A 26,348-nucleotide genomic window follows, 5' to 3' on the forward strand; every position below is an offset into this window, starting at 1 on the left:
CAGAAGTTGTCGCGTCAACTGTGGGCACGGGTGTGCCGTGGTGCCGACCCGCCGGTCGACGTCGATTTCTGTTCGATCGTGGTGAATACTGTTCGCGTGCTCGCCCCCCAGCGCCAGGAGCGCATCCTCACGGAGGTCCGCGCCCGCGGTGCGGTCCGGGTCACCGACCTCGTCGCCGAGCTCGCCGTCTCGGACATGACCGTGCGACGCGACATCGCCCAGCTCGCCGACCGCGGCCTCGTCCGCCGGGTGCACGGCGGCGCGGTGAGCCCGCAGCACACCGCCCACGAGCCGCAGTTCGCGACCAAGCGCGGCCTGGCCGCCGCGCAGAAGCTCGCCATCGCCCGGGCCGCGCTCGCGTACGTCACCCCCGGCGGCTCGATCGCGCTCTCGGCCGGCACGACGACGCATGCGCTGGCCGAGCTCATCGCCGCCTCGCCGCACCTGCGCCCGCTCACGGTCGTGACCAACTCCGTGCCCGTCTCGGACGCGCTGCACGCCGCCGGGCGCGCGACGACGGCGGGCGACCCCCACGACCTGGACGTCGTGCTGACCGGGGGCACCCGGACGCCGTCGGACGCCCTGGTCGGTCCGGTGGCCGACGCCGCCCTCGGACAGCTGCGCGTCGACCGCCTCTTCCTCGGGGTGCACGGCCTCGGGCCGAGCGGGCTCACCACGCCGAACCTGCTCGAGGCGCAGACCGACCGCGCCCTCGTCGCGTCCGCCGACGAGGTGCTGGTGCTGGCGGACCGCAGCAAGTGGGCGGCGGTCGGCCTGGCGCGGATCTGCGGCCTGGACGCGGTCGACGTGCTGCTCACCGACGACCTGCCGGACGACGTGCGCGCCGCCACGACGGCCGCCGTGGGCCGCGTCGAGGTCGTCGCCGGGCCGGGGCACGATGCAGCGGAGCCCGCCACACCTCCCACCGCGTGACCCCCGACCCGCAGCCCGCCACCCCACCCGCCCGCCGAGGAGCACCGTGAGCACCGCCGACAGCCCGCACGCCGCCCGGATCCGCCGCACCGCCACCCGGATGGCCGACGGCCGGGAGCTCATCTACTTCGACGACTCCGAGCCGTACGTCTCCGGTGCCGCCACCCGCCGGCTGGACGACCCCCGCCCCCTGCCCGACCGGTTCGCCCCGGTGGTCGGCGAGGACGGCACCGCGCGCCCGGTCACCGGCCCCGAGCTGCGCCGCGACCCGCTCACCGGTGACTGGATCCCGATGGCCGCCCACCGCATGAACCGCACCTTCCTGCCCGCCGCGGACTCCAACCCGCTGGCGCCCGCGCGGCCCGGGGCCGCCTACCAGGACGGGGAGATCCCGGCCGAGGACTACGACGTCGTCGTGTTCGAGAACCGGTTCCCGTCGCTGATGGCGGTCCCCGGCGTCCCGGACGAGGTGCAGCACCGTGACGGGGAGGAGCTGTGGCCGGTGCGCCCCGCCAACGGCCGCACCGAGGTCATCTGCTTCAGCCCCGACCCCACCGCGTCGCTCGCCTCGGTCAGCCCGACCCGCATGCGCACGATCATCGAGGCCTGGGCGGACCGCACCACCCACCTGGGTGCGCTGCCCGGCGTCGAGCAGGTCTTCCCGTTCGAGAACCGCGGCAAGGAGATCGGCGTCACCCTGCACCACCCGCACGGGCAGATCTACGCGTTCCCCTACCTGCCGCCGCGTACCCAGGCGATGCTCGGCCAGGCCCGGACCCACCGCGAGGCGACCGGGCGGCTGCTGGCCGCCGACGTGCTGGCCGCCGAGCTGCGCAGCGGCGAGCGCGTCGTGCTCGAGTCCGAGCACTGGGTGGCCTACGTCCCGTTCGCGGCCCGGTGGCCGGTCGAGGTCCACCTCGTTCCCCGCCGTGACGTCCCCGACCTGCCGGGCCTGACCGACGCCGAACGCGCCGACCTCGCCCCGGTGTACCTGGAGCTGCTGCGCCGCCTGGACCTGTTCTTCGTGGGCGCCGACGGCGAGCCGCTGACCCTGCCGTACATCGCCGGCTGGCACCAGGCGCCGGTGCGCGAGGGCCGCGACCTGTCCCGGCTCGCGCTGCAGGTGTTCTCGGTGCTCCGGGCGCCCGGCAAGCTCAAGTACCTGGCCGGCGTCGAGTCCGGCATGGGCGCCTGGATCAGCGACACCACTCCCGAACGCATCGCGACCCGACTGCAGGAGCTGGCCCGATGAGCCGACACGCCGCCACCCCGGTCACCTGGATCGACGCCTGGGACCCTGCCGACGGCGCCGACCGCGCCGTCGCGGCCTTCCGGGACCGGTTCGGCGCGGAGCCGGACGGCGTGTGGTCCGCACCCGGCCGGGTCAACCTGATCGGCGAGCACACCGACTACAACGGCGGGCTGTGCCTGCCGATCGACCTGCCGCACCGCACCTACGTCGCGCTGCGCCGGACCACGGCAGAGCGCGACGACGCCGCCCGCCATGCCGTGGTGCGGCTCGCCTCCGCGCAGGAGCCCGACGCCGGCCTGTGGTCGTCCGCGCTCGTGGACGTGGCGCCCGGGCGGGTGGAGGGGTGGCCCGCGTACGCGGCCGGGGTCGCCTGGGCGCTCGCCGAGGACGGGCTCACGGTGGGCGGGTTCGACGCGGTCGTCGACTCCTGCGTCCCGTACGGCGCCGGCCTGTCGTCCTCCGCCGCGCTGGAGTGCGCCGTCGCCGTGGCCCTGGACGACGCCTTCGACCTGGGCCTCGCCGCCGACGACGCCGGGCGCACCCGCCTGGTGGGCGCGTGCATCCGGGCGGAGAACGACGTCGCCGGGGCCCCCACCGGCGGCATGGACCAGTCGTCGTCGCTGCGCGCGCGGGCCGGTCACGCCCTGCTGCTGGACACCCTGGACCAATCGGTGCGGCACGTGCCGTTCGACCTCGCCGCGGCCGGCCTCGCGCTCCTCGTGGTGGACACCAAGGCGGAGCACCGGCTCGCCGACGGCCAGTACGCCGCCCGGCGCACGGCGTGCGAGGCCGCGGCCCGCCAGCTCGGGGTGGCCACGCTGCGGGAGATCTCCCCCGACGACCTCGCGGACGCGCTCGCCCGGATCACCGACGCCGACCTGCCCGCCGGGGTCACCCGGCGCCGGGTGCGGCACGTCGTCACCGAGATCGCCCGCGTCGAGCGGTTCGTGGCACTGCTCGACGCCGGCCGGGTGCGCGACGTCGGCCCGCTCATGGACGCCTCCCACGCGTCGCTGCGTGACGACTACGAGGTCAGCGCCCCCGAGCTCGACGTGGTCGTGGACGCCGCCCGGTCGGCCGGCGCACTCGGCGCCCGGATGACCGGCGGCGGGTTCGGTGGCTCCGCGATCGCGCTGGTCGAGGTGGGGGCGATCGACGCCGTCGCCGAGGCCGTCGCCCGCGCCTTCGCCGACGCCGGGTTCCACCCGCCGGCCTTCCTGGTCGCCGAGGCGTCGGCACCGGCGGCGCGCACCCGCTGAGCCGGTCGGCGACCCGCGTCGCCGGGTGGCCCCTGCGCCGCCCGGCACCCGGCGCGGTCCGGCCAGGTGCCGCGGCGTGCGTCGGCGTGGGTGAGGACGCACGCCATCGCTGCCATGGGTCATCAGCGCGGCCGTGCCGCCGATGGGACGCGCATGAGCAGCGGTCGAGTCGGCGTCCTGACGCTGCTCGTCGCTGCCCTGGTGGCCTACCCGTTCATCCCGCTGGGCTACGACGACCTGCAGGTCGTGTACGCGGCCGTCGCGCTGGCGTCGTTGGCCACCGCGGTCACCGGCGTGCGGTCGCGCCCGGTCCGCCGGCGGCTGCCGTGGGTGCTGGTGGTGGGCGGGTTCGCGGCCTGGCTGGTGGCCGACCTGCTGTGGGTGACCGTCTGGGCGTCGGACGCCTTCCCCAAGCCGGCGGACGCGCTCTACCTGGCCGGGTACGTCGTCCTGGGTGCCGGTGCGCTGCAGTTCGCGCCGGGCCGGCGCAGCGCGGGCGCGAGCACCGCGCTCATCGACTCGCTCATCGTGACCGTCGGTGTCGCGGTGCCGTCGTTCGCCTTCGTCGTCGCGCCCCTCAGCGCCGACCCGGGCCTGAGCCCGCTGGGGCGGGTGGTGGCGTCGGCGTACCCCGTCGCCGACCTGTTCATCCTCGCGGTGCTCGGGCGGCTGACGCTGACCTCCGGCGCCCTGACGCCCGCGCTGCGGTACCTCACCGCGTCCCTCGGCGTCACCTTCCTGGCCGACTGCGCCTACAACGTCGCCGTCCTGCGGGACCCCGCGTACGCCGAGAACGCGTGGACCGACGTCGCGTGGCTCGCCGCCTACGTGCTGCTCGCGGTGGCGTGCTCCCACCCGTCGATGGTGCGCCTGGCCAGCCCCGAGTCGCAGCGACCCGCCCGGCGGTCGGTGCCCACCCTGTTCCTGCTCGCGGGCGGGTCGATGCTGCCGGGCGTCACGCTGCTGGTGGACGGGGTCGGCGACGGGCTGGTGGCGTGGGCGCCGATCGGCGTCGGGGTGATCGCTCTGTCCGGGCTCGTGCTCGCCCGGATGGCGATCCTGGTGCGGCAGGTCGAGGTCCAGGCCACCCAGCTCGCCGCGGTGGCGCGGGTGGACGCCTTGACCGGCGCGCCGAACCGGCGCACGTGGGACCACGAGCTGGACCGCGCGTGCGAGGCGTCGCAGCGCACCGGGACGCCGCTGTCCGTCGCGATCCTCGACCTGGACCACTTCAAGCGGTTCAACGACGAGCACGGTCACCCCGCCGGTGACCAGGTCCTGCGCGACTGCGTCGAGGAGTGGAGCGCCGCGCTCGCGCCCGGCCAGCTGCTGGCGCGCTACGGCGGGGAGGAGTTCACCATGCTGCTGCCCGGGCTGCGCCCACCGCAGGCGCGCGACGTGGTGGACCGGCTGCGCGCCCGCACCCCCCGGGGTCAGACGTTCTCGGCTGGGGTGGCGGAGCACCGTCCCGGCGATCCGTCGCAGCAGGTCGTCGCGGCGGCGGACGCCGCGCTCTACCGCGCGAAGACCGCCGGCCGGGACCGGGTCGAGGTCGGCGGGGACCGACCCGCCGAGCCCTCGCGGGCCCCCGTGCCGGTGCCGGTGGCAGCGCCGGTCCCGGACGGCTCCCCGCGCGCGGCGCGGTCGGCCGACGACACGAACCCCGGTCCGTCCACGCGCCGCTGATCAGCTCCCCGGGCCGCCCTCCCGCGCCGGGCCGGTCTCGCGACCCGGACGCGAGGGGTCCCCCGTTTGGCGTACCGCGGGGACACGGCGTATGAAGAGCACATGATGCTCATCGTGGAGCTCGTCACAGCGTGGTGTGCTCTCTCCCTGGCCCTCGGCCTGCCCCTGGCACGCCGGATCCGCTCGGCGGATGCGGCAGAGTTCCCCTGGCGCCGGGAGGACCCGTGGTGGGCCGGGCACGAGCGCATCCGGCCCGACCTGCAGCCGGCCCCACGCGCGGACCTGCCGGCGCTGGTCTGACGCTCCGCACGCTGCGGCGCGCCGTCCCGCGGACGGTCAGGCGCGCACGATGATCGCGGACTCGGTGTCGCCGGCGAGCTCGCACCCGACGGCCCAGCCCCGGCTGTTGACCGCACTCAGCATCGAGACGCCGTCGTCCGGCGCGGGGAAGGTCCGCACCGAGCCGGCGCGGGTGCGCACGAACGCGCGCTGGGGCGAGTACTGCTCGCCGACGACGTCGCCCCGGGCGTTGACCGCGAGCGCGCTGCCCGTCCCGCCGAGCGCGGTGACCGCCCCGTCGGCCGACCAGCTCACCGGCTCGATGGTGCCGTCGGTCCGGTAGCTGTACCCGACGGCCTGTCCGGCGTCGTTGATGCCGATCGCCAGGCTGTGCCCACCGAGCGACTCCAGCCGGGTCGTGGTGCCGTCGGCGTCCCACCGGACGGCGACCTGGAGGTCGCCGTCCCAGACGTCCCCGACGACCTGCCCGGAGGCGTTGACGGCCAGGGCGCCGCTGCGCACGCCCGGCGCGGTCAGCCGCGTGATCGTCCCGTCCTTCGCCCGTCGGAACGCCGTGCGCTCCTGCGACGGCCACGGCTCGGAGACGTCACCGACCGTCACGCCAGTCGCCGAGACGTCGTCGAAGCGCCACCGCTCGTCGGGGTCTGCTGCCGCGGGGGTCAGCGCGACGGTGCGCCGGCCGTCCCACAGGACCGGCTCGGCGCCGACGGCGCCGAGGACCTGACCACGGTCGTTGATCGCCACGGCCTCGGTCAGGCCACCGGGCAGCCCCCGGACCCGGCCGTCGCGCACCACGTGCGTCGCGGTCAGGACCATGCCGCTGGTGGTCACGTCGACGGCGCACTCGGCCACACCGAGGTGCTGCGCTCCCCTGCTGGGCCGGGCGGCCTCGGCCGGCCCGGCGCTCGACATCCCGATGACCAGTGCCGCCATCACGGCACCCGTTGCTCGCTTCACGTTCGTCCCCCTGCTGCTGCCACCCGGGCCGGTGCGACCCGGTGGCAGAACTGTCCACCCCCGGGGGCGCCGGACCACCCGAACGGGTGATGTCGCGGCGGGGTTCACCCGCCGTTTCACCCGCCCCGCACGCACCCACGCGCGGTCACCGCTCAGAGGTGGTACTCCACCACCAGCGGCGCGTGGTCGCTCCAGCGCTGGTCGTACGCGTCGGCACGGTCCACCGTCGCCGTCCGGGCGCTCTGCGCGAGCGCGGGCGTCGCGAGCTGGTAGTCGATCCGCCAGCCGGCGTCGTTGTCGAACGCCTTGCCGCGCCACGACCACCACGTGAACGGCCCGGGACCCTCGCCACCGAGGTCGCGCCCGAGGTCGCGCCAGCCCAGCTCGAGCCACCGGTCCACGTACGCGCGCTCCTCGGGCAGGAAGCCCGCCGACGTGCGGTTCCCCTTCCAGTTCTTGATGTCGACCTCACGGTGGGCGATGTTGAGGTCCCCCGCGACCACGGCGAGGCCGCCGTCGGCGGCGATCTGCGCCAACCGTGCGGTGACCAGCTCCAGGAAGGCGTACTTCTCGTCCATGGACGGGGTGCCGACCGTGCCGGAGTGCAGGTACGCCGAGACGACGGTGAGCGTGCGGGCCGGCGCGCCGTCCTCGCCCGGGAGCTCCAGGTCCGCCTCGACCCAGCGGCCGGTGTTGGTCGCGACGCCCTGGTCCAGGTTGATCCGGATCGCGCTCATCGGCAGGCGGGACGCGATCGCGACCCCGGCGCGGCCCTTCGCGTCGCTCTCGGCGTGCGCGAGGTCCCACCGGTCGGTGGGCAGCAGGTCCCCGAGCAGGCCCTCCGGCGCGCGGACCTCCTGCAGGAGCAGCACATCGGGCGCGCGGGTCTCCAGCCACTGCCCCATGCCGCGCTTGAGGGCGGCGCGGATCCCGTTCACGTTGGCGGTCGCGATCGTCAGCACCGGGACATCCAACCCCATGCCACCGACACGGCCCTGGGGCCCGGACGTGGCGTGCCTCGCGTCCGGCGGCCCGCCTCTGGCCCCGCGGCGCGGGTCACGGCACGATGGCGCCATGATCGGACGACTCGACACCGTGGTCCTGGACTGCCCCGATCCGCGTGCCGCCGCGGACTTCTACGCCGCCGTGCTGGGCCTGGAGGTCGTGAACGACGACGGCGACTGGGTGGACATCGGCGGCCCCGGCGGGCCGCGGCTGTCGTTCCAGCTCGCGCCGGACCTCGTGGCGCCGACCTGGCCGGACCCGACCGTCCCCCAGCAGCTGCACCTCGACATCGCCGTCGAGGACATCTCCGAGGCGCAGGACCGCGTGCTGGGCCTCGGCGCGCGGCTGATCTCCGACGACCACGACGGGTTCCGCGTGTACGCCGACCCGGCCGGGCACCCGTTCTGCCTGACCTACGGCTGAGCCGCCGGCCGCCGCTCGCCGCGGATCAGTGGACGAGCTTGAGCCCGATCACGCACCCGACGATGCCGAGCAGCAGCAGGATCTTGACCAGCGACACCGGCTCGGTGCCCGTCGCCATCGCGTAGGCGACGGTCAGGGACGCCCCGATGCCGACCCACACCGCGTACGACGTCCCCACGGGCAGCTCGCGCATCGCGTACGCGAGCCCGGCCATGCTGAGCACGACCGAGACGCCGAACACCGCCGTCGGGCCCGGTTTGGTGAAGCCCTCCGACCGGCCCAGCGCCGTGGCCCAGACGGCCTCCAGCACACCGGACGCGACGAGAACGAGCCAGGCCATGACCACTCCTCCGGCACCGTCTTGTCGCTGGCCGGGTACGGCACCCCTCGTCCGGGAGCCTGCACGGCTCTGCGGCGCACCCTGCCAGCGGCGGGCCGGGCCCGGCAACCGCCCGGACCCGGCCCCACGCCGCGCCTGCGGGCTCACCCCGCGGCCGCCTCCGCGCTGTCCACCACGTTCGCGAGCAGCATGGCCCGCGTCATCGGACCCACGCCGCCCGGGTTGGGCGAGACCCACGCCGCGATGTCGGCGACGCCCGGGTCGACGTCGCCGGCCAGCCGGGTCTTGCCGGACTCGTCCACCACCCGGGTCACGCCGACGTCGAGCACGATGGCGCCGGGCTTGACGATGTCGGGGGTGATGATGCCGGGCACCCCGGCTGCGGCCACCACGACGTCGGCGTGGCGCGTGTGCTCGGCGAGGTCGTGGGTGCCGGTGTGGGTCAGGGTCACCGTGGCGTTGTGCTCGCGGCGGGTCAGCAGCAGCCCGATGCTGCGGCCCACCGTGGTGCCCCGTCCCACCACGACGACGTCCTGCCCCGCGAGGCTGATGCCGTGCCGGACGAGCAGCTCGATGATGCCGCGCGGCGTGCACGGCAGCGGGGAGTCGACCGGTTCGCTGACCCGCAGGACGAGGCGGCCCAGGTTGGTCGGGTGCAGGCCGTCGGCGTCCTTGGCCGGGTCGACCAGCTCCAGCACCCGGTTGGTGTCGATGCCGGCGGGCAGCGGCAGCTGGACGATGTACCCGGTGCAGGCCGGGTCGGCGTTGAGCCGCTCGACGGCCGCCTCGATGTCGGCCTGGGTGGCGTCGGCGGGCAGGTCCACGCGGATCGAGGCGATGCCCACCTCGGCGCAGTCCCTGTGCTTGCCACCGACGTAGGCGCGACTGCCAGGGTCGTCGCCGACCAGCACGGTGCCGAGCCCGGGGACGATCCCGCGCTCGCGCAGCGCGGTGACCCGCTCGGTGAGCTCGGCCTTGATCGCGCGCGCGGTCGCGGTGCCGTCCAGGACCTGGGCGCTCACTGGACCAGGCCCGGGTAGAGCGGGAACGCCTCGGCGAGCGTCGCGACCCGGGCGCGCAGCGTCTCCAGGTCGGCCGAGGCGCCGCCCACGAGCGCGGTCGCGATGATGTCGGCGACCTCGGTGAACTCCGCGTCGCCGAACCCGCGCGTCGCCAGCGCCGGGGTGCCGATGCGCAGGCCGGAGGTGACGCGCGGCGGGCGCGGGTCGAACGGCACGGCGTTGCGGTTCACGGTGATGCCGGCCGCGTGCAGCAGGTCCTCGGCTTCCTGCCCGTCCAGGGCGGAGTGGCGCAGGTCGACCAGGACCAGGTGCACGTCGGTGCCGCCGGTGAGCACCGAGACGCCCGCCGCGGCGACGTCGGGCGCGGTGAGGCGCTCGGCGATGATGCGGGCGCCGTCCAGCGTGCGCTGCTGGCGGGCGGCGAAGTCCTGCGACGCGGCGATCTTGAACGACACCGCCTTCGCGGCGATGACGTGCATGAGCGGCCCGCCCTGCTGGCCGGGGAACACCGCGGAGTCGATCTTCTTGGCGTGCTCCTGCTTGCTGAGGATGAAGCCCGACCGCGGACCGCCGATCGTCTTGTGCACCGTGGAGGAGACGACGTCGGCGTGCGGCACCGGGCTCGGGTGCAGGCCGGCGGCGACCAGGCCGGCGAAGTGCGCCATGTCGACCCACAGCTTGGCGCCGACCTCGTCCGCGACGGACCGGAACGCGGCGAAGTCGAGCTGGCGGGGGTAGGCCGACCAGCCGGCGATGATGACGTCGGGCCGGTGCTCGAGGGCGCGCTGCCGCACGACGTCCATGTCGACCAGGAACGTGTCGGGGTCCACCCCGTAGGCGCCGACGTCGTACAGGCGGCCGGAGAAGTTGATCTTCATGCCGTGCGTCAGGTGCCCGCCGTGCGCCAGCTCCAGGCCGAGGATCTTGTCCCCGGCGTTGATGAGCGCGTGCAGGACGGCGGCGTTGGCGCTCGCCCCCGAGTGCGGCTGGACGTTGGCGTGCTCGGCACCGAACAGCTCCCGGGCGCGGGCGATCGCGAGGTTCTCGGCGATGTCGACCTGCTCGCAGCCGCCGTAGTAGCGCCGGCCGGGGTACCCCTCGGCGTACTTGTTCGTCAGCACGGAGCCCTGGGCCTGCAAGACGGCACGAGGGACGAAGTTCTCGCTCGCGATCATCTCCAGGGTGCCGCGCTGGCGCTCGAGCTCGCCGTCGAGCACGGCGGCGATCTCGGGGTCGACCTGGGACAGGGGCTGGTCGAGGACGCCGGGCTGGGCGTTCTCGGGCAGGGCGTCGGTCAGGACGTCGGACTCGGAGGGCATGGTTCTCCTCGCGCCTTCAGCAGTGTCGTGGGGATCCCGGAGTCGGTCCGGGCACGCACACGCGGGTGTGGTGACCGCCGGGCCCAGGCGTACGACCCATGGTCTGCTGCTGCTGCGTCGCTCCCTGGTGGTGACCCACCTTCGCCAGTCGCGACGCGGGTCAGCCTAGCAAGGCGGTCGCGACCGCAGAGCGGCGCTCAGGCGTGCTCGACGACGTCGGGCGCCGCGTCGTCCTCCGGCTCGTCGTCGCCGAGGATCTTGCGCAGGTAGGCGTAGGTGAGGTCGCCGGCGGTGCGGTCGTACTGGTGCTCGTAGCCGTGCTTCTCGTACAGCGCGATGTTGTGCGCCGAGTCCTGGCCGGTGAAGACCCAGATCTCCTGGGTGCCCTCGGGCAGGTACGGCAGGACGGCGAACAGCAGCTGGGTGCCGATCCCCTGCCCCTGCAGGTCCGGCGCCACCGCGAGGCGGCCCAGCGTGGCGCGCTGCCCCTCGAGGCTGACCCGGATCGACCCCACGAGGCGGTGCCCGGCCCGCGCACCCAGGGTCACGACGCCGTCGGCGGCCAGGTCCTCGCGCAGCTCGGCCAGGGTCTGGGTCAGCGGCGGGATGTTCGGGTCGCCGTAGACCTGCGCCTCGCTGACGAAGGCCGCCCGACGCAGCGTCAGCAGCTCACCGGCCTCGTCGTCGGTGACGCGGGCGATGGTGACGTCGAGTGCGGTCATGGACTCATCGTGTCAGCCGCTGGGGACCCCGACTACTCTGACCACCCGTGTCCCACGCATCGGAACCGGTCGTCCCCTCGAACGGCGCAGCCGCCACGCCGGCGGCCGACCTCCAGCACTGGGTGCTGACGCTCTCCTGCCCGGACCGGCCGGGGATCGTGCACGCCGTGGCCGGCCTGCTCGCCGAGCACGGGGGCAACATCACCGAGTCCCAGCAGTTCGGGGACCCGACGACGGGGCTGTTCTTCATGCGGGTCCAGGTGGAGTCGTCCTCACCGCGCGCCGAGCTCGAGGGCGCACTGACCGAGCTGGCGGACCGGTTCGCCATGACGTGGGGGCTGGACCTGGCCGGTCGCCCGGTGCGGACCCTGGTGATGGGCTCGACGGCGGCGCACTGCCTCAACGACCTGGCGTTCCGCCAGCGCTCGGAGAACCTGCCCGTGGAGATCGTCGCGGTGGTCTCCAACCACACCGCCCTGGCCGACCTCGCCGCCTTCTACGGCATCCCGTTCCACCACGTCCCGGTCACCAAGGCGACCAAGGCGCAGGCCGAGACGGCGCTGCTGGCGCTGGTCGCCGACCTCGACGTCGAGCTGGTCGTGCTGGCGCGGTACATGCAGATCCTGTCCGACGACCTGTGCCGGGCGCTGTCGGGGCGGATCATCAACATCCACCACTCGTTCCTGCCGTCCTTCAAGGGCGCCCGCCCGTACGCCCAGGCGCACGACCGCGGGGTCAAGCTCATCGGCGCGACCGCGCACTACGTCACCGGCGACCTCGACGAGGGCCCGATCATCGAGCAGGACGTCGAGCGGGTGGACCACAGCCGCACGGTGGAGGACCTGGTGGCGCTGGGGCAGGACGTCGAGCGTCGCGCGCTGGCCCGGGCGGTGCGCTGGCACGCCGAGCACCGGGTGCTCCTCAACGGGCACCGGACCATCGTCTTCCGCTGATCGGCGCCCGCCCTCGCGGTCAGCCCGTCGCGCGGCGCCGCCGGCCGCGCCGGTAGCCGACCGCGCCGCTGACCAGCACGGCTCCCGCACCGGCCACCAGGCCGCCCCACAGCGCGCCGGGGTGCACGACGACGACACCGGGCAGGTACACCTCTCCGCTCAGCGGCGCGTAGGCGAACCAGCCGAAGTCCGCGACGCCGACGGGGCGCAGCACCAGGACGACCGTGGTGATCAGGCCCGCCACGAGCAGCACCACACCGGCCACGAGCACCGTGCGCGCCCGGTCGTGCGTCGGGGCCTTCGGTCCCGGCTGTCCCGGCGCGGGGCCGGGTGCACCGTCGCGGGCGCCGGGGGCGTCGTCGTCCATCGGGCGAGGCTACGCCGCCGCGGAACCCGGACCGGGTGCGCCGGCCGCGCGTCCCGCGCGACCGGGGTGCAGGATCGGCGCATGACCTCACCGACCGTGCTGGTGACCGGCGCCGCCGGCCGGGTCGCCGGCCAGCTGCTGGCCGGCCTGGACGACGTCCGCCTGCGTCTGCTGGACCGGCGCAGGCCCGAGGAGCCCTCCGGCGCGCAGGTGCTCGTCGGCGAGCTCACCGACCGCGACCTGCTGGCGCGGGCGGTCGACGGGGTGGACGCCGTCGTGCACCTGGCCGGTGAGCCGAACCCGGACGCCGACTGGGCGGACCTGGAGGCCCCCAACGTGGACGGGTTCGTGGCCCTCCTCGGCGCCGCGCAGGAGCACGGGGTGCGCCGGGTGGTCTACGCCAGCTCCGTGCACGCGATGGGGCGGTACGAGGCGGAGGGTCGCTACCCGATCGACCCGACGTGGGCACCGGCCCCGTGCTGCCCGTACGGCGCGACCAAGGCGTTCGACGAGGCCATCGCCGGGGTGTTCGCGCACCGCCACGGCGTCAGCACGATCGGCCTGCGGCTGGGTGCGACCGAGCCGGAGCCGTTCGCGGCCCGGCAGCTGCCGGGATGGCTCGGACCGGCCGATCTGCGCCAGCTCGTGCTGCGGGCGATCGAGGCGGATGTGCGCACCGGGATGTACTCGGCCGTCTCGGCGAACAGCGGCGGTCGCTGGTCGCTCGGCACCGCGCGCGCCGACCTGGGGTACCAGCCGGTGCTGGACTCTGCGGACTGGGCCGACCGGGTCGAGGACGACGGCGCCGGGCTGACGACCTGCCGCCACCCCTGACGCGACCGCGGACGTCGGCCGGGCCGCCTCAGTCGGTGGACGTCTCCCGGGCGAGGCGGGCCCGCCGGGCGGCGGCCACCTTGGCGGCCCGCTCCCGCTCCAGCCGCCGGTGCGGGTCCGTGCCCCCGCCCAGCTGCGCCGGACCGAACAGGTGCAGCGTGGTGTACCGGATCCGGTACCCGATCCGGTAGCGCAGGGACAGGCCTTCGTTCTTCTCGCGCCGCGTGCTCATGTCGCTCGCTCCAGCCGGTGGGCGACGCCGCCGGGCGCCGAGGGTGAGGCACGCACTGTAACGGCGCCGCCCGGCACCGTCGGGCGCGGGGCCTGCCAGTGCCCGGACCCCACCGGGCCGGGCCGGGCGGGCCGGCGGACGCCCGCTGACGTCAGCGGGTGAAGTAGCCGGACACGTCGACCACGAGGTCCAGGTCGGCGCTCTGGCTGTACACCCCGATCCGGCCGCCCAGCCCGATGCGCGCGATCGTGGCGTTCGCCTCGTCGCGTCGGGCGACCATGTTGAGGGTCGAGACGAGCGGCAGGCTCCGCGGGTCCGTCACCGGGAAGGTGCGGATGTGGGTGCCGGTGCGCTGACCCGTGCCCGTGATCGTCAGCACGGCCGCCGGCGCACCGGGCGGGACACCCGCGACACCGCCGACGACGACCTCGGCCGGGGTCCCGGCGCGCAGCGCCCGCGGCAGGCCCACGCCGTACCGGGAGTCGACGATGCGCGCCGGGTCCACCGGGACGAAGCCCAGCTCGCCGGTACCGGAGTACCAGCCCGCCAGGTCGACGACCAGGTCCAGCGGGGCGCTGTGCGTGTACAGGCGGATGCGCCCGCCGTCACCCACGCGGACCACGACCATGTTGGCCTGGTCGCGTCCCGGGTCCAGGTTGAGGTTCGACACCTCGGGCGGCGCGCCGTCCTCGGACGCCGCCGGGCTCGGGTAGACCCGCACGTGGGTGCGCGCCGCGACCTGCGTCGCCGTCACGTTCAGCGCCACCGCCGACGCGTCCGTGGGGACGCCGGCCCGGCCGGTGACCTGGAGCTCCACCCAACGACCGGCTCCCACCGGCCGGCTCGGTACCCCGCCGGTGCCGTCGCGCGTGTCCAAGACGCGCACCGGCGCGGTCGAGGTGAACGCGGTCGCTCCGGTCGGGGAGTAGTAGCCGGCGACGTCGACGACGAGGTCCGCCACGGCGCCGTCGACCAGGAGGTCCACCGACAGGTCCAGCCCCAGTCCCACGGTCACGCCCGCCGGCTGGTCCGAGCCCGGCACCACGTTGAGGCTGGACACCTGCGGCGGGACGCCGTCCTCGGTGGTCGGGTACACCCGCACGTTGCCCAGGGCGCTGGGGTCGACGGCGGTCAGGTTGAGGACCACGGCGGTCGTGTCCGCAGGGACCAGACCGTCGAAGCTCAGCTGGATCGGGTACCCCGGCTCGGCCGGACCGAAGCCGTCGCGGCTGTCGAAGACCCGGGTCGGCTCCACCGGCGTGAACCGGTCGCCGCCCGCCGCGACGGTGAACCACGACCGGAACGGCTCGGACGTGGCGCCACCGCGCGTCCGCAGCCCCGCCACGTGCACGCCGTACGACCGGCCCGCGACCAGGTCGGCGACGGGCACGAGCCGGACGACCCCGTCGGTCACCCGCAGCACGGCGCGCACCGGTGCCCGCGTGGTGCTGTCCACGAGCCGCACCGTCTGCGCCGACACGGACGCCGGGTCGACGTCCGCGCCGAGGGCGACCTCCACGGTCGGCCGGGTGCCGACGCCGCGGCTCGACGTCACCGGCGTCACGTCGAGCACCCCCGGCGTCGCGCCCGGCCGGACGGCCCCCTGGCGGGCGACTCGCAGCTCACCCCCGTCCGTGCCGACGAGGTCGGCGAGCCCGTCGCCGTCCAGGTCCGCGAGGGCTGCGGCGTACCCGTAGTCCGGCGACGGGCTGAGCACGAACGCGTCGGCGTGGAAGCCTCCGTCCCGTTGCTGGATGCCGAGCACCGTGGCCCCCGGCGGTGAGCTCGCGATGTCGGTCCGGCCGTCGGCGTCCACGTCGAGCAGCTCGATCCGGTCGCTGGGCTGGCCGCTGGAGGTCACCGTCACGGGCTGCTCCCAGCCGTCAGCCGTCGCACGCGCCAGTCGCAGGGTGCCGTCGGCGAAGCCGGCCACCAGGTCCGGCCGACCGTCACCCGAGACGTCGCCCGCGCGCACCACCGCCGAACCCGCGAGCCATGCGATCGACGGCGCGGCGACGAACGACCCGTCGGCCCCCTGCGCCAGCACCGCACCCTCCGCGTGGACGAGGTCGAGCCGGCCGTCGCCGTCGACGTCCGCGGCGGCCGGGCGACCGAGGTCCGGGACCGGGACGGGGGTCACCGCCGGGAGCGGCGTCGGTGCCAAGCCGCCGGTGCCGTCGTTGTGCAGGACGAGGCCACGCCCGGCGAGGTCCTGGTCCCCGTCCCCGTCGAGGTCCGCGGCGACGAGGCGCCTCGCGTACCCGCCGTCGTATCCGGCCACCCGGCGGGTGACCGGTGCGACCCCGCTCAGGTCGAGCGTCCACACCTCGGCATCGGTCGCCGCCACGACCTCCGCGACGCCGTCGCCGTCCAGGTCCACGGTGGTGACGGACGGCGACAGGCCACGCAGCGTGCCGACGGGCACGCGCTGGTAGGGGCCGAACGTCCCGTCCCCCCGGCCCGGCGACAGTCCCACCACCGGCGCGATCCCGGCACCGCCCTCGGGATGCGGGACGAACTGCGCCGTGCCCACCACGGCGTCGAGGTGACCGTCACCGGTGACATCGGCGAGCTGCACGTCTCCGTTCACCCAGTCCCCCGGGTCCGACTCGGTCGTGACCCCGCGGTCGAAACGCACCGTGGTCGTCGGCTGCGCCCAGGACAGCGTCAGGCCGACCCCGTAGCTGCCCAGGTCTCGCGGGTCCTCGCTGCGCACCCGCAGGTACCAGGGCCCGGGCCCGTCGAGCTCGTCGGTGCGGTCCCCGAGCGAGGGCCGGTCGTCCACCGTCAGCAGGTACGCGCCGTCGCGGTCGTGCACGTCGACCACCGCGCCCCGGACGCTGACGCGATGACGCGCCGACGATCCCGGGTCGAAGGTGTACCAGTCGATGTCGCCCTCGGCGTCGAAGGTCCCGTCCACCTGTCCGCCGGCACCCTCGGTCCTCGCCAGGGGCCGCGCGCCCGCCATCACGTCGTCCTGGCCACCGTCGCCGAGGGGGCGGTCGAACGCGAGACCCGGCGCTGCCGGCACCGCGTCACCCAGCGTCACCGCAGCCGCGGCGTCCACGACGCCGCTTCCGTAGTACGGGTCGGCGCCCGGCGCCGCGGCGTCCTGGGCCGTCCGCTCCAGCCGCTCGACGACCTGTGCGGGGTCGAGCCCCGGCTCGTGGGCGCGCACCAGCGCCACCACCCCCGCCACGCGTGCCGACGCCAGGCCGTCGGTGCTCCACGGGCCGTACCCGTCACCCTGCGTGGGAACCGTCACGTTCGCGCCCGGGGCGGCCACCGTGGCCCAGTCGCCCCAGCCGTGCCGGCTCTCCGGCGACCGGTCGTCGTCCGACCGCGCCACCGCGACCAGCCCCGGCAGCTCGGACGCCCAGGCGGCCGGGTACCGCGGGGTGCCGTCGGGCGCGTCCCCCATCGGGACCACGACGACCGCGCCGGCCGCGATCGCCGCCACCACGGCGTCGCGCAGTGCGCCGGACGACGTGGGTGTGGCCTGGGACACGTGGATGACGTCCGCCCCGCGCGCCGTCGCGGCGCGCACGCCCGAGGCGACGACGTCGTCCGCCCCGGGTGTCTGCCAGTGCCCCTCGGTCACCTTGATGGGCAGGATCGTGGCCTCGTACGCGACCCCCATGGACCCGGCTCCGTCGAGCCGACCGGCGATGACGCCGGCCACGGCGGTGCCGTGGCCGCTCACGTCGTCCGGCTGGGGGTCGGCGCCGACCAGGTCGACGCCCGGGAGGAGCGCGCCGGCGAGCTCGGGATGGCCGGCCTGCACGCCGCTGTCGACGACCGCGACGGTGACCCCGCGCCCCGCCGTGACCTGCCAGGCCCGGGGGATGCGCAGCATCGCGCCGTCGGCCTCGGACCAGCCGGGGTCCGGTGTCGGGACCAGCCGACTCGCGGCGGGGAGCGGCGCGGGGGCCCCGGCGGCCGCCGCCGGGGTGAGCCCCGAGACGCCCAGCAGGCCGACGAGGGCGGCAACGGTCGCGGTGACGGGACGCACGGGAGCTCCAGACGGTCGGTGAGACGGACCGGAGGTCCTTCGACCAAGATGATCGACGCTCGCCGGCATGACCGACGCATCCTGCGCGGGTGAAATCCGCGCCGTACGCCCGCTCCGTCCGGGTGGCGTGCTCGGGTCGTTCCGGGTCGGCGTCATGCCGCGGGCTGGGCCAGGCGCCTGTGCAGACCGTGCACGGTCGCGGGGACATCCGCTGCGGGGCCCGGTCGCGCGAACCAGTACCCCTGAGCCGTGTCGCACCCGTACGCGCGGAGCAGGCGCCAGGCCTGCTCGGTCTCGACACCCTCCGCGACGACCTGCAGCCGCAGGCTCTGGGCCAGCTCGACCGTGGACCGGACGATGACCTGGGCACTGGGGTCCAGCTCGATCTCACGGACGAAGGACTGGTCGATCTTGAGCACGTCCACCGGCAGCCGGGACAGGTACGACAGCGAGGAGTACCCGGTGCCGTAGTCGTCGATCGCGACCCGGATCCCCAGCGCGCGCAGCCGGGTCAGCACGTCGGCACGGTCGACGGCCGGGTCGCCCGCCCGGGCGATCTCGACCGACTCCGTGATCTCCACCTCGAGGACCGCCGGGTCGAGGCGGCGGTCGGCCAGCAGCGCCGCGACGACGTCGGGCAGGGCGGCGTCCCGCAGGCTCTCCACCGACAGGTTGACCGCCACCGAGAGCGCGAGCCCGTCGGCCCGCCACGCGGCGACGTCGTCCAGCGCCTGCGCCAGGACGACCGACGTCAGCCCGCGGATGAGCCCGGTCTGCTCGGCCAGGCCGAGGAACTCCGACGGCGGCACGGTGCCCCGAGTCGGGTGCTCCCAGCGCACCAGCGCCTCCACGCCGCGGACCGTGCCCCGGCGCAGGTCGACCTGGGGCTGGTAGTGCACGACGAGCTCGGCACGGTCGACGGCTCGACGCAGCTCGCCGTAGAGGGTCACCCGCTCGGGGACGCGGTCGTCATGAGCCGCGTCGTACGCCTCGACACCCGTGTGATGGGCCTTCGCGCGGTACATCGCGGCGTCCGCCCGGCGCAGCAGCAGCAGCCACGAGTCGCCGGCGCCGGCGGCGCACGCGACGCCGACGCTGAGGCCGACGTCGAGCACCATCCCGGCGACGACCAGCGGGGTCGTGAACGCCGTCACCACGTCGCGAGCCACCGCGTGGGCGTCCGCGGCGTTGCGCGCCGGGTCGAGCAGAACGGCGAACTCGTCGCCGCCGAGCCGAGCGACCGTGGCCCGCGCCGGGAGCTGCTCGACCAGCCGCTCGGCCACCCGGGTCAGCAGCTCGTCGCCGACGTGGTGGCCGAGGGTGCCGTTGACCTCCTTGAACCGGTCGAGGTCCAGCACGAGGACCGCCAGCACGCGTCCGTCGCGCTGCGCGGCGTCGAACGCCGCATCGGCCCGCCCGGCGAAGCCGGTCCGGTTGAGCAGCCGGGTAAGCGGGTCGTGGTGGGCGAGGAAGGCCAGCTGGTCGGTCCGCTGCGCACGTTCGACGTCGGCCCGGCGCAGATCCCGGCCCCGGCGGGCGCCGAACACCATCATCACCACGTGGGCGAGCGCGACGAAGACGACGACGTCGCCGAGGTGGGCCGCGGGGACGCGGGCATCCCACCCCGCGACGGTGTCGAACGCCTCCAGCGCGACGCCGAGCGCGGCGAGCAGCACCAGGGCCGCGACGACGACCACGACGTCCCGGCGCACCCGCCGACGCAGCCCGTCCTCGTCGGGAGGGACGCCTGGGGCGGCCCCGGCCGGTCCACCGTGCACCGTCACTCCCCTCGTCGTCGGGACCGAGGCACCCGGCGTCGTCGTGCGGGGGCTGGTCAGCAGGTGCCGATCGGCCGCCACGCGCCGCGTCTGAGGGATCCGCCGCGGCCGGCGCCGTCATCCGGTCGGCCGCTGCCCGCTCAACGGCCGGGCCGGCGACCGATGGTCGACGTATGACCTGGATCCGGCGCTGGGCGCTGTGGCAGACGCCGAGGGGCGTGGCGGTCATCGTCCTCGCCACGGTGGTGGCCGCCTGCGCGACCGTGCTGCTCCACGTCGGCGCATGGACCTCGGCAGACCGCCACGACTGGCTGCTGCTCGCGGTGCTCGTGGTCATCGGGGACGTCACCGACCGGGTCAAGGAGCGACTGGGGTGGGTGGTCCGGTCCCGGGCGGGGTCCGGTGGGGCCGACATCACCGTCAGCACCGACACGGTCTGGATCGTCGTGGCGATCGTGGCCCTGCCCGTCCACCTCGTCGGCCTGCTGTCGGTGCTGCTCTTGCTCGCCACGGACGTGCGGTGGCACCGCTCGCGTCCGGCCGACGCGCCGTTCCCCCTCCATCGCGTCGTGTTCAACGCCGCCATGGTGGCGACGTCCTCCAGCTGGGCGGCGCACGCCTACCACGCGGTGGTGAGCGCACTGCAGGGGCAGGGCGAGGTGCCGCCCGTCGGGGCCGTGCTGCTCGGCGGCCTGGTGGCGACGCTGCTGATGGACGTCGTGCAGATGACCACGCTCGGGCTGATCGTGGTGGCGTGCGGTGAGCCCGAGCGGGTCGTCCCCCGGCTGCTGGTGTCCAGCGCCCCGGACGAGCTGGGCCTGGGCTCGCTCGGTCTGCTGCTGGCCGTCGCGTGGCAGACCGATCCCCTGCTGCTGCTGGCCGGGATGCCCGTCGTGATGCACCTGCAGCAGGCCCTGCTGCACCGCCAGCTGCGCGAGGCGAGCGAGCGTGACCCCAGGACCGGGCTGCTGTCGGCCGGTCACTGGCGGGAGCGGGCCGAACGCGCCCTGGTCACGGTCCGCGCGCGCTCGACGCCGCTCGGGGTGCTGCTGGTGGACCTCGACCACTTCAAGACCGTGAACGACACCCACGGCCACCTCGCAGGCGACCGGCTGCTCGTGGCCGCGGCCCGGGGTGATGCAGGCCGCCGTCCGCGACGGCGACCTCGTCGGCCGGTTCGGCGGCGAGGAGTTCGTCGTCCTGCTCCCGCAGGCCGACGCCGCCGTGGTCGGCGCCGTGGCCGAGCGGCTGCGGCTGGCGATCGCCGACTGCTCGGTCCCGCTGCCGGACGGCGGCGCGCCCGTGCGGGTCACCGCGTCGGTCGGCGCGTGCTGCTTCCCCGACGACGGGTACTCGGTGGACGAGCTGCTGGCGCAGGCGGACCGCCCTGTACGCCGCCAAGCACGCCGGCCGGGACCGCGTCACGTTCGCGGCCGTGGACCGCGCCCGCGTCGCCGGGTAGCTGTACCCGCCTACAGCGGTGTGGACGACGACGGCGCCGCCCCCGGGTGGGGTACGGCGCCGTCGGGCACGGCCGTGGTGGCCGGAACGGGGTCGGGCTCAGATGAGGCCGAGCTCGGCGACCGCGTCGCGCTCCTCGACCAGCTCGGCGACCGAGGCGTCGATGCGGCCACGGGAGAACTCGTCGATGTCCAGCCCCTGCACGATCTCCCACCGACCACCGGTCGATCGGACCGGGAAGGACGAGATGAGGCCCTCCGGGACGCCGTACGAGCCGTCCGACACGAGGCCGGCCGATGTCCAGTCACCCTCGGGCGTGCCGTTGACCCAGTCGAAGACGTGGTCGATGGCCGCGTTGGCCGCCGACGCCGCCGACGATGCACCGCGCGCCGCGATGATCGCCGCGCCGCGCTTGGCGACGGTGGGGATGAAGTCGTCCTCGAGCCACCCCTGGTCCGCGACGACCTCCGAGGCCGGCCGCCCGCCGATCTCGGCGTGGAAGATGTCGGGGTACTGGGTCGCGGAGTGGTTGCCCCAGATCGTCAGCTTCGTGATGTCGGAGACCGGGACGCCGGCCTTGGTCGCGAGCTGGGACAGCGCCCGGTTGTGGTCCAGCCGGGTCATCGCGGTGAACCGCTCGGCCGGGACGTCCGGCGCGTGCTGCTGGGCGATCAGCGCGTTGGTGTTGGCCGGGTTGCCGACCACCAGGACGCGGATGTCGTCCGCCGCGCCCGCGTTGATCGCCGCACCCTGCGGCTTGAAGATGCCGCCGTTCGCGGAGAGCAGGTCGCCGCGCTCCATTCCCGCGGTCCGGGGACGCGCGCCGACCAGCAGGGCGACGTTCGCACCCTCGAAGCCCGCGTTCGGGTCGTCGAAGATGTCGATCCCCGCCAGCAGCGGGAACGCGCAGTCGTCGAGCTCCATCGCGGTGCCCTCGGCCGCCTTGACGCCCTGCGGGATCTCGAGCAGGCGCAGCTTGACCGGGGTGTCCGGTCCGAGCAGCTGGCCGGACGCGATGCGGAACAGCAGCGCGTAGCCGATCTGGCCGGCGGCACCGGTGACGGTGACGTTGACCGGGGTGGTGCTTGCCATGGGAGTGGTTCCTTGTCTCGTCAGGAGAGCTTGGCGGCGAGGTTCTCGTCGAGCGAGGCCAGGAACTCCTCGGTCGTCTGCCAGGCCTGGTCGGGCCCGACGAGCGCGGCGAGGTCCTTGGTCATCTTCCCGCTCTCGACGGTCTCGACGACGACCTGCTCGAGCGTCTCGGCGAACTGCGTGACCTCCGGCGTGCCGTCCAGCTTGCCGCGGTGCTTGAGACCACCGGTCCAGGCGAAGATCGACGCGATCGGGTTGGTCGACGTCGGCTTGCCCTGCTGGTGCTGGCGGTAGTGGCGCGTCACGGTGCCGTGCGCGGCCTCCGCCTCCACGGTCTTGCCGTCGGGCGTCATGAGGACCGACGTCATCAGGCCCAGCGAGCCGAACCCCTGCGCGACGGTGTCGGACTGCACGTCGCCGTCGTAGTTCTTGCAGGCCCACACGTAGCCGCCCTCCCACTTCATGGCGGCGGCCACCATGTCGTCGATGAGGCGGTGCTCGTAGGTGAGGCCGGCCTTGGCGAACTGGTCGGCGAACTCGGCGTCGAACACCTCCTGGAAGATGTCCTTGAAGGCGCCGTCGTAGGCCTTGAGGATCGTGTTCTTCGTCGACAGGTACACCGGGTAGTTGCGCTGCAGGCCGTAGGCGAACGAGGCACGCGCGAAGTCGCGGATGGACTCGTTGAAGTTGTACATGCCCATCGCCACGCCGCCGGACTCGGGCATGGTCACGACCTCGAACTGCTGCGGCTCGGATCCGTCGGCCGGCTCGAACGTCATCGTGACCTTGCCGGCGCCGGGGACCTTGAAGTTCGTCGACTTGTACTGGTCGCCGTGGGCGTGACGGCCGATGATGATCGGCTTGTTCCAGCCCGGCACCAGGCGCGGGATGTTGGAGATGATGATCGGCTCGCGGAAGACGACGCCACCGAGGATGTTGCGGATCGTGCCGTTGGGCGACACCCACATCTTCTTCAGGCCGAACTCCTCGACGCGGGCCTCGTCGGGCGTGATCGTGGCGCACTTGACGCCCACGCCGTGCTCCTTGATCGCGTGGGCGGCGTCGATGGTGACCTGGTCGTCGGTCGCGTCGCGGTTCTCGATCGACAGGTCGTAGTAGCGCAGGTCGATGTCGAGGTACGGGTGGATGAGGCGGTCCTTGATGAACTGCCAGATGATCCGCGTCATCTCGTCGCCGTCGAGCTCGACGACAGGTCCGGCCACCTTGATCTTGGCCATACGGGACTCCTTGTGTGTGCGCTGGGTTCGTGCCTCGCCGCGAGGTGCCCGGGTGCACCCTCGCCCCTGTCGGCCACGTCGTGGCCACCGCGGCCAGATTACTCGACATCAAGAGACCGCAACTCTCACGGCGTTGGGCGCCCGAGACCGCGCCTGCCATGCTGGGACGGCACAGGAGCGGCACAGGAGCACCTGCCACGCTCGACGCCGACGCGGCACCCGATGGCCGGCGTCCACACGATTGTCACGATGACGGGAACCACATGTCGCAGGACACCCCTGACCTGAACCCGGCCGGCAGCGCCGGGACCGCGAGCTCCGGCACCGGAGCGACGGCCATGCCGCAGTCGGGTGCCTCGTCGGCCACCACGCCGTCGAGCACGCCGTCGGACCCGCCTGCCGGGGACGCCGCGGGCGACCCGACGGGCCCCACCACCGGCGCCGTCGCCTCCGTGGACGGCGACCTGCCCGGTGACCTCGTCGTCCTGTCGCCCGCGCGCCCGACGCTGTGGGCGCGCCTGGCCGCCGAGATGCTCGGTGCCTTCGTGCTCGTGCTCGTCGGCGTGGGCATCGCGCTGTACGCGCAGCTGTCCGGTGCGGGTGCGCTCGGCACCGCGCTGGGCTTCGGCTTCGCGCTGACGGCGATGGCGATCGCGCTCGGGCACGTCTCGGGCGGGCACTTCAACCCGGCCGTGACGCTCGGTGCGGTCGTGGCCGGCCGCACCCCGGCGCGCGACCTCGTCCCCTACTGGCTCGCGCAGCTGGTCGGGGCGGTGCTGGCCGCGGCGGCCCTGTACGTCACCGTGCCCGCCCAGCTGGCCGTGCTGATCGGGCAGGGCGGCCGGCGTCAGCTGTTCTCGGCGAGCGCCAACGGGTACGGCGAGCACTCGCCGCTCTACACGCTGTCCCAGGGCCAGGTCGGCTTCGACCTGATGCCGACCCTGCTCATCGAGCTCGTCGCGACCGCCGTCCTGGTGGGGGTCGTGCTGGCCGCGTCCAGCCGCCGGGTGTCCCACGCCGTCGCGCCGGTCGCGATGGGCCTGACCTACGCGGTGCTCGTCCTGCTGGCCGCGCCGATCGACGCCGCCGGTCTCAACCCGGCCCGGTCCACCGCGGCCGCGCTGTTCGCCGAGGGCTGGGCCCTGGAGCAGCTGTGGCTGTTCTGGGCGGCGCCGCTCGTCGGCGCGGCCATCGCCGGGCTCGCGCACCGCGCGTTCGCCGTCGACGCCGGCCCGGAGAACCTGCTCGAGGAGGACGACCTGGTCGTCGACGAGGACTCCCTCCTGGACGACGACGCCGACGACATCACGGTCGGCCCGCGCCCCTGACCGCCGCCGCTGCGCGCCGTCCGCCGGCGCGCAGCGCGCCTCGGCCCCGCGCCGTCAGGGCGTGGGGATGACCTGAGCCAGGACGCCGACCGCGAGCGCGAGCGCGGCGAGCACCGCGGTGTCCACGGTGCGTGAGCGGACGGTGAGGGCGACCGGCCCGGCTCGCAGCACGGCACGCGCCACGGCGAAGCCGGCCAGCAGGCCGGCGAGCAGGAGCCCGCCCGGTCGGGGACCGGCGGCGACCGTGACCCCGAGGACGACGGCCAGTCCCGCGCAGACCCACCACAGCGAGGCGCTGCGCCCGGCCGCGAGCGACGCGCGTGCCGCGGCCCGGGGATCGACGGGGCCGGGGTCGCGCGGGCGCTCCGTCGGCACGCCGTCGGCGTGCCCGCGGTCCTGCTCCTGCATCGGCTGGCCTCCCCGACGCGCCAGCCTACCGTCGGCCCACCGTCCGTCCGGCGCCCGGTCCGGGGCCGGTCCGGGGATACGGTGAGCGGGATGCCCGACGCCCGCCCTCCCGCTGCCGCTCCGCCCGCCGTCCCGCCCCCGTCGCACCCCGTCCGCTCGGTGCTCGTCGTCGGCGCCGGGCTGGCCGGCGCCCGGACCGTGGCCGCGCTGCGCGAGCACGGCTTCGACGGGCGGGTGACCCTGCTCGGGCGCGAGACCCGCGACCCGTACGACCGGCCGCCGCTGTCCAAGCACCTGCTGGACCGTCCCGAGCCCGCGTGGCTGCGCGACGAGCTCGGCGTGGACGTGCACACCCTCGCCGACACCGTGCAGCTGGGCACGAGCGCCGACCACCTCGCCGTCGTCGGGGACGGCGTCGTGGTCCGGGCGGGCGCCGCCGACGTGCGGGCGGACGCCGTCGTGCTGGCGACCGGCTCGCGCGCCGTGCGCCCGGCCGACTGGGGGGACGCGGTGACCCTGCACACCGCCGACGACGCGGCCGGCCTGCGGGCACGCCTGGTGCCGGGTGCGCGGCTGGTCGTGGTGGGCGCCGGGTGGATCGGCGCGGAGGTCGCCGGGGTGGCGAGCGCCGCCGGCGTCGACGTCACCGTCGTGGAGGCCACGACGGCTCCGCTCAGCGCCGCCCTGGGTGCGCGGGTGGGCGACCTCACCGCCGGCTGGTACGCCGCCGCCGGCGTCCGGCTCGAGCTGGGTGCCGAGGTGACCGGCGTGTCCCGGGACGGCGTCGGTCTCGCCGACGGGCGCCGGCTGCCGGCCGACGTCGTCCTGGCCGCGGTGGGCGCGCGGCCGGACACCGGGTGGCTCGACGGCTCGCTCCCGCGCGACCCGGACGGCTCGCTGCGGGTCGACGCGGGGTACGGAGTCGTCGGCGCCCCCGGGCACGTCCGCGCGGTCGGCGACGTCGCCCGGCGGTGGTCGGCCCGGCACGGCTGGGTGCCCGGGGGCCACTGGGACGGCGCGCTGCGGGGTCCGGCCACGGCCGTGCGCGCCCTGCTCGGCGCGTCGAGCACGACGGACGACCACGAGGACCCGGCGCCGTACGTGTTCTCCACCCAGCTCGGGCACGACCTCACGCTGCTCGGCCAGCAGGGCCCCGGCGACGAGCTCGTCCTGCGCGGCGACCCCGCCGGGGGCGCCGGCTGGGGCGCCCTGTGGTTCGCCGCGCCCGCGGTGGACGACGACGGCGGTCCCGGGCGCGCCCTGACCGCGATGCTCGCCGTCGACCGGCCGCGGGACGTCGCCGCGGGCCGCCGGCTGTTCGGCGGACCGGTGCTGCCCCGGCTGGACCCGGCCGTCGCCGCCGACGCCACGCGCGGGCTGCGCGACGCCGTCGTCCGGTAGGGGGTGGGGCCGGGGCGTCACCGCCC

23 protein-coding genes, 2 pseudogenes and 2 riboswitches are annotated in these 26,348 nt (G+C 75.1%); of the genes and pseudogenes, 12 read left to right on the forward strand and 13 right to left on the reverse strand.

Going from position 1 to position 26,348, the window contains the following annotated elements; all coding sequences use genetic code 11:
• Nucleotides 1–96: 96 nt before the first annotated feature.
• From Q0840_RS02875 to Q0840_RS02895, 5 genes are all read left to right on the forward strand, one after another.
• Entirely contained in the window at nucleotides 97–933 is an 837-nt protein-coding gene (locus Q0840_RS02875; protein ID WP_298456059.1) for a DeoR/GlpR family DNA-binding transcription regulator, read from the forward strand.
• Nucleotides 934–1,033: 100 nt separating this feature from the next.
• Nucleotides 1,034–2,185, forward strand: coding sequence for a galactose-1-phosphate uridylyltransferase (galT, locus tag Q0840_RS02880; protein WP_298456570.1), 1,152 nt, complete (start codon nucleotides 1,034–1,036; stop codon nucleotides 2,183–2,185).
• On the forward strand, nucleotides 2,182–3,444 hold the full coding sequence (gene galK, locus Q0840_RS02885; protein ID WP_298456061.1) for a galactokinase: 1,263 nt from the start codon (nucleotides 2,182–2,184) through the stop codon (nucleotides 3,442–3,444). The genes galT and galK overlap by 4 nt, the downstream gene beginning before the upstream one ends.
• Nucleotides 3,445–3,597: 153 nt before the next feature.
• Nucleotides 3,598–5,130 carry a GGDEF domain-containing protein gene (locus Q0840_RS02890; RefSeq protein ID WP_298456064.1) on the forward strand — a complete coding sequence of 511 codons (1,533 nt, stop codon included), beginning with the start codon at nucleotides 3,598–3,600 and terminating at the stop codon, nucleotides 5,128–5,130.
• Between the two features lie 102 nt (nucleotides 5,131–5,232).
• Complete coding sequence (locus tag Q0840_RS02895) at nucleotides 5,233–5,430, forward strand: hypothetical protein (protein ID WP_298456067.1); 198 nt, start codon at nucleotides 5,233–5,235, stop codon at nucleotides 5,428–5,430.
• A 36-nt stretch (nucleotides 5,431–5,466) separates the two neighbouring features.
• Here Q0840_RS02895 and Q0840_RS02900 read toward each other — a convergent pair whose 3' ends face one another.
• Both Q0840_RS02900 and Q0840_RS02905 read right to left on the reverse strand, forming a co-directional pair.
• The gene (locus tag Q0840_RS02900) at nucleotides 5,467–6,387 is read right to left on the reverse strand and encodes a hypothetical protein (RefSeq protein WP_298456068.1); all 921 of its coding nucleotides are present in this window, start codon (nucleotides 6,385–6,387) and stop codon (nucleotides 5,467–5,469) included.
• Between the two features lie 152 nt (nucleotides 6,388–6,539).
• The gene (locus Q0840_RS02905; RefSeq protein WP_298456071.1) at nucleotides 6,540–7,349 is read right to left on the reverse strand and encodes an exodeoxyribonuclease III; all 810 of its coding nucleotides are present in this window, start codon (nucleotides 7,347–7,349) and stop codon (nucleotides 6,540–6,542) included.
• Between the two features lie 112 nt (nucleotides 7,350–7,461).
• Between Q0840_RS02905 and Q0840_RS02910 the strand changes: the two genes are divergently transcribed.
• Nucleotides 7,462–7,815 (forward strand): VOC family protein, encoded by a 354-nt coding sequence (locus Q0840_RS02910; protein ID WP_298456074.1) that lies wholly within the window; start codon nucleotides 7,462–7,464, stop codon nucleotides 7,813–7,815.
• A 25-nt stretch (nucleotides 7,816–7,840) separates the two neighbouring features.
• On the opposite strand, the gene Q0840_RS02915 is transcribed toward Q0840_RS02910, so the two are convergent.
• The 4 genes from Q0840_RS02915 to Q0840_RS02930 all read right to left on the reverse strand — a co-directional run bounded on the left by Q0840_RS02915 (nucleotide 7,841) and on the right by Q0840_RS02930 (nucleotide 11,218).
• A complete protein-coding gene (locus Q0840_RS02915) occupies nucleotides 7,841–8,155 on the reverse strand; it encodes a multidrug efflux SMR transporter (protein WP_298456077.1) in 315 nt (104 codons plus the stop codon).
• A gap of 10 nt (nucleotides 8,156–8,165) precedes the next feature.
• Nucleotides 8,166–8,228: riboswitch (guanidine-III (ykkC-III) riboswitch) on the reverse strand.
• A 70-nt stretch (nucleotides 8,229–8,298) separates the two neighbouring features.
• Entirely contained in the window at nucleotides 8,299–9,177 is an 879-nt protein-coding gene (locus Q0840_RS02920; RefSeq protein WP_298456080.1) for a bifunctional methylenetetrahydrofolate dehydrogenase/methenyltetrahydrofolate cyclohydrolase, read from the reverse strand.
• On the reverse strand, nucleotides 9,174–10,496 hold the full coding sequence (gene glyA / locus Q0840_RS02925; RefSeq protein ID WP_298456082.1) for a serine hydroxymethyltransferase: 1,323 nt from the start codon (nucleotides 10,494–10,496) through the stop codon (nucleotides 9,174–9,176). Before glyA ends, Q0840_RS02920 begins: the two co-directional genes overlap by 4 nt.
• Nucleotides 10,497–10,570: 74 nt before the next feature.
• Nucleotides 10,571–10,658: riboswitch (ZMP/ZTP riboswitch) on the reverse strand.
• A 35-nt stretch (nucleotides 10,659–10,693) separates the two neighbouring features.
• On the reverse strand, nucleotides 10,694–11,218 hold the full coding sequence (locus tag Q0840_RS02930; protein WP_298456084.1) for a GNAT family N-acetyltransferase: 525 nt from the start codon (nucleotides 11,216–11,218) through the stop codon (nucleotides 10,694–10,696).
• Nucleotides 11,219–11,340: 122 nt separating this feature from the next.
• On the opposite strand from Q0840_RS02930, the gene purU reads away from it, so the two are divergent.
• Nucleotides 11,341–12,171 (forward strand): formyltetrahydrofolate deformylase, encoded by an 831-nt coding sequence (purU, locus tag Q0840_RS02935; RefSeq protein ID WP_298456572.1) that lies wholly within the window; start codon nucleotides 11,341–11,343, stop codon nucleotides 12,169–12,171.
• A 19-nt stretch (nucleotides 12,172–12,190) separates the two neighbouring features.
• Here purU and Q0840_RS02940 read toward each other — a convergent pair whose 3' ends face one another.
• Nucleotides 12,191–12,538: a hypothetical protein gene (locus Q0840_RS02940; protein ID WP_298456086.1), complete on the reverse strand. Its 348-nt coding sequence runs from the start codon at nucleotides 12,536–12,538 to the stop codon at nucleotides 12,191–12,193.
• A gap of 81 nt (nucleotides 12,539–12,619) precedes the next feature.
• Here Q0840_RS02940 and Q0840_RS02945 point away from each other — a divergent pair, with 81 nt between their 5' ends.
• Nucleotides 12,620–13,372, forward strand: coding sequence for an NAD(P)-dependent oxidoreductase (locus tag Q0840_RS02945; RefSeq protein ID WP_298456089.1), 753 nt, complete (start codon nucleotides 12,620–12,622; stop codon nucleotides 13,370–13,372).
• A gap of 28 nt (nucleotides 13,373–13,400) precedes the next feature.
• Here Q0840_RS02945 and Q0840_RS02950 read toward each other — a convergent pair whose 3' ends face one another.
• From Q0840_RS02950 to Q0840_RS02960, 3 genes are all read right to left on the reverse strand, one after another.
• Nucleotides 13,401–13,604 carry a hypothetical protein gene (locus Q0840_RS02950; RefSeq protein ID WP_298456092.1) on the reverse strand — a complete coding sequence of 68 codons (204 nt, stop codon included), beginning with the start codon at nucleotides 13,602–13,604 and terminating at the stop codon, nucleotides 13,401–13,403.
• Between the two features lie 151 nt (nucleotides 13,605–13,755).
• Nucleotides 13,756–17,616, reverse strand: coding sequence for a S8 family serine peptidase (locus Q0840_RS02955; protein WP_298456094.1), 3,861 nt, complete (start codon nucleotides 17,614–17,616; stop codon nucleotides 13,756–13,758).
• A 152-nt stretch (nucleotides 17,617–17,768) separates the two neighbouring features.
• Nucleotides 17,769–19,394, reverse strand: coding sequence for a bifunctional diguanylate cyclase/phosphodiesterase (locus Q0840_RS02960; RefSeq protein WP_298456097.1), 1,626 nt, complete (start codon nucleotides 19,392–19,394; stop codon nucleotides 17,769–17,771).
• Between the two features lie 896 nt (nucleotides 19,395–20,290).
• Here Q0840_RS02960 and Q0840_RS19035 point away from each other — a divergent pair.
• Nucleotides 20,291–20,467 (forward strand): annotated as a pseudogene (locus tag Q0840_RS19035) (GGDEF domain-containing protein); the annotation flags it as partial.
• Nucleotides 20,402–20,732, forward strand: a pseudogene (locus tag Q0840_RS19040) (GGDEF domain-containing protein); the annotation flags it as partial. The pseudogenes Q0840_RS19035 and Q0840_RS19040, both read left to right, overlap by 66 nt.
• A 222-nt stretch (nucleotides 20,733–20,954) precedes the next feature.
• Here the strand turns inward: Q0840_RS19040 and Q0840_RS02970 are convergent.
• Together Q0840_RS02970 and Q0840_RS02975 are read right to left on the reverse strand one after the other, a co-directional pair.
• A complete protein-coding gene (locus tag Q0840_RS02970) occupies nucleotides 20,955–21,947 on the reverse strand; it encodes a malate dehydrogenase (RefSeq protein WP_298456103.1) in 993 nt (330 codons plus the stop codon).
• A gap of 20 nt (nucleotides 21,948–21,967) precedes the next feature.
• Nucleotides 21,968–23,185 (reverse strand): NADP-dependent isocitrate dehydrogenase, encoded by a 1,218-nt coding sequence (locus Q0840_RS02975; RefSeq protein ID WP_298456106.1) that lies wholly within the window; start codon nucleotides 23,183–23,185, stop codon nucleotides 21,968–21,970.
• A 263-nt stretch (nucleotides 23,186–23,448) separates the two neighbouring features.
• Here Q0840_RS02975 and Q0840_RS02980 point away from each other — a divergent pair, with 263 nt between their 5' ends.
• On the forward strand, nucleotides 23,449–24,513 hold the full coding sequence (locus tag Q0840_RS02980; protein ID WP_298456108.1) for an aquaporin: 1,065 nt from the start codon (nucleotides 23,449–23,451) through the stop codon (nucleotides 24,511–24,513).
• A 54-nt stretch (nucleotides 24,514–24,567) separates the two neighbouring features.
• Here the strand turns inward: Q0840_RS02980 and Q0840_RS02985 are convergent, their stop codons facing one another.
• The gene (locus Q0840_RS02985) at nucleotides 24,568–24,921 is read right to left on the reverse strand and encodes a DUF3017 domain-containing protein (protein WP_298456113.1); all 354 of its coding nucleotides are present in this window, start codon (nucleotides 24,919–24,921) and stop codon (nucleotides 24,568–24,570) included.
• A gap of 90 nt (nucleotides 24,922–25,011) precedes the next feature.
• Between Q0840_RS02985 and Q0840_RS02990 the strand changes: the two genes are divergently transcribed.
• Nucleotides 25,012–26,322, forward strand: a complete 1,311-nt coding sequence (locus Q0840_RS02990) for an NAD(P)/FAD-dependent oxidoreductase (protein ID WP_298456117.1) — start codon at nucleotides 25,012–25,014, stop codon at nucleotides 26,320–26,322.
• Nucleotides 26,323–26,348 lie beyond the last annotated feature (26 nt).

The organism is uncultured Cellulomonas sp., from assembly GCF_947494015.1.
Lineage (GTDB): Bacteria > Actinomycetota > Actinomycetes > Actinomycetales > Cellulomonadaceae > Pengzhenrongella.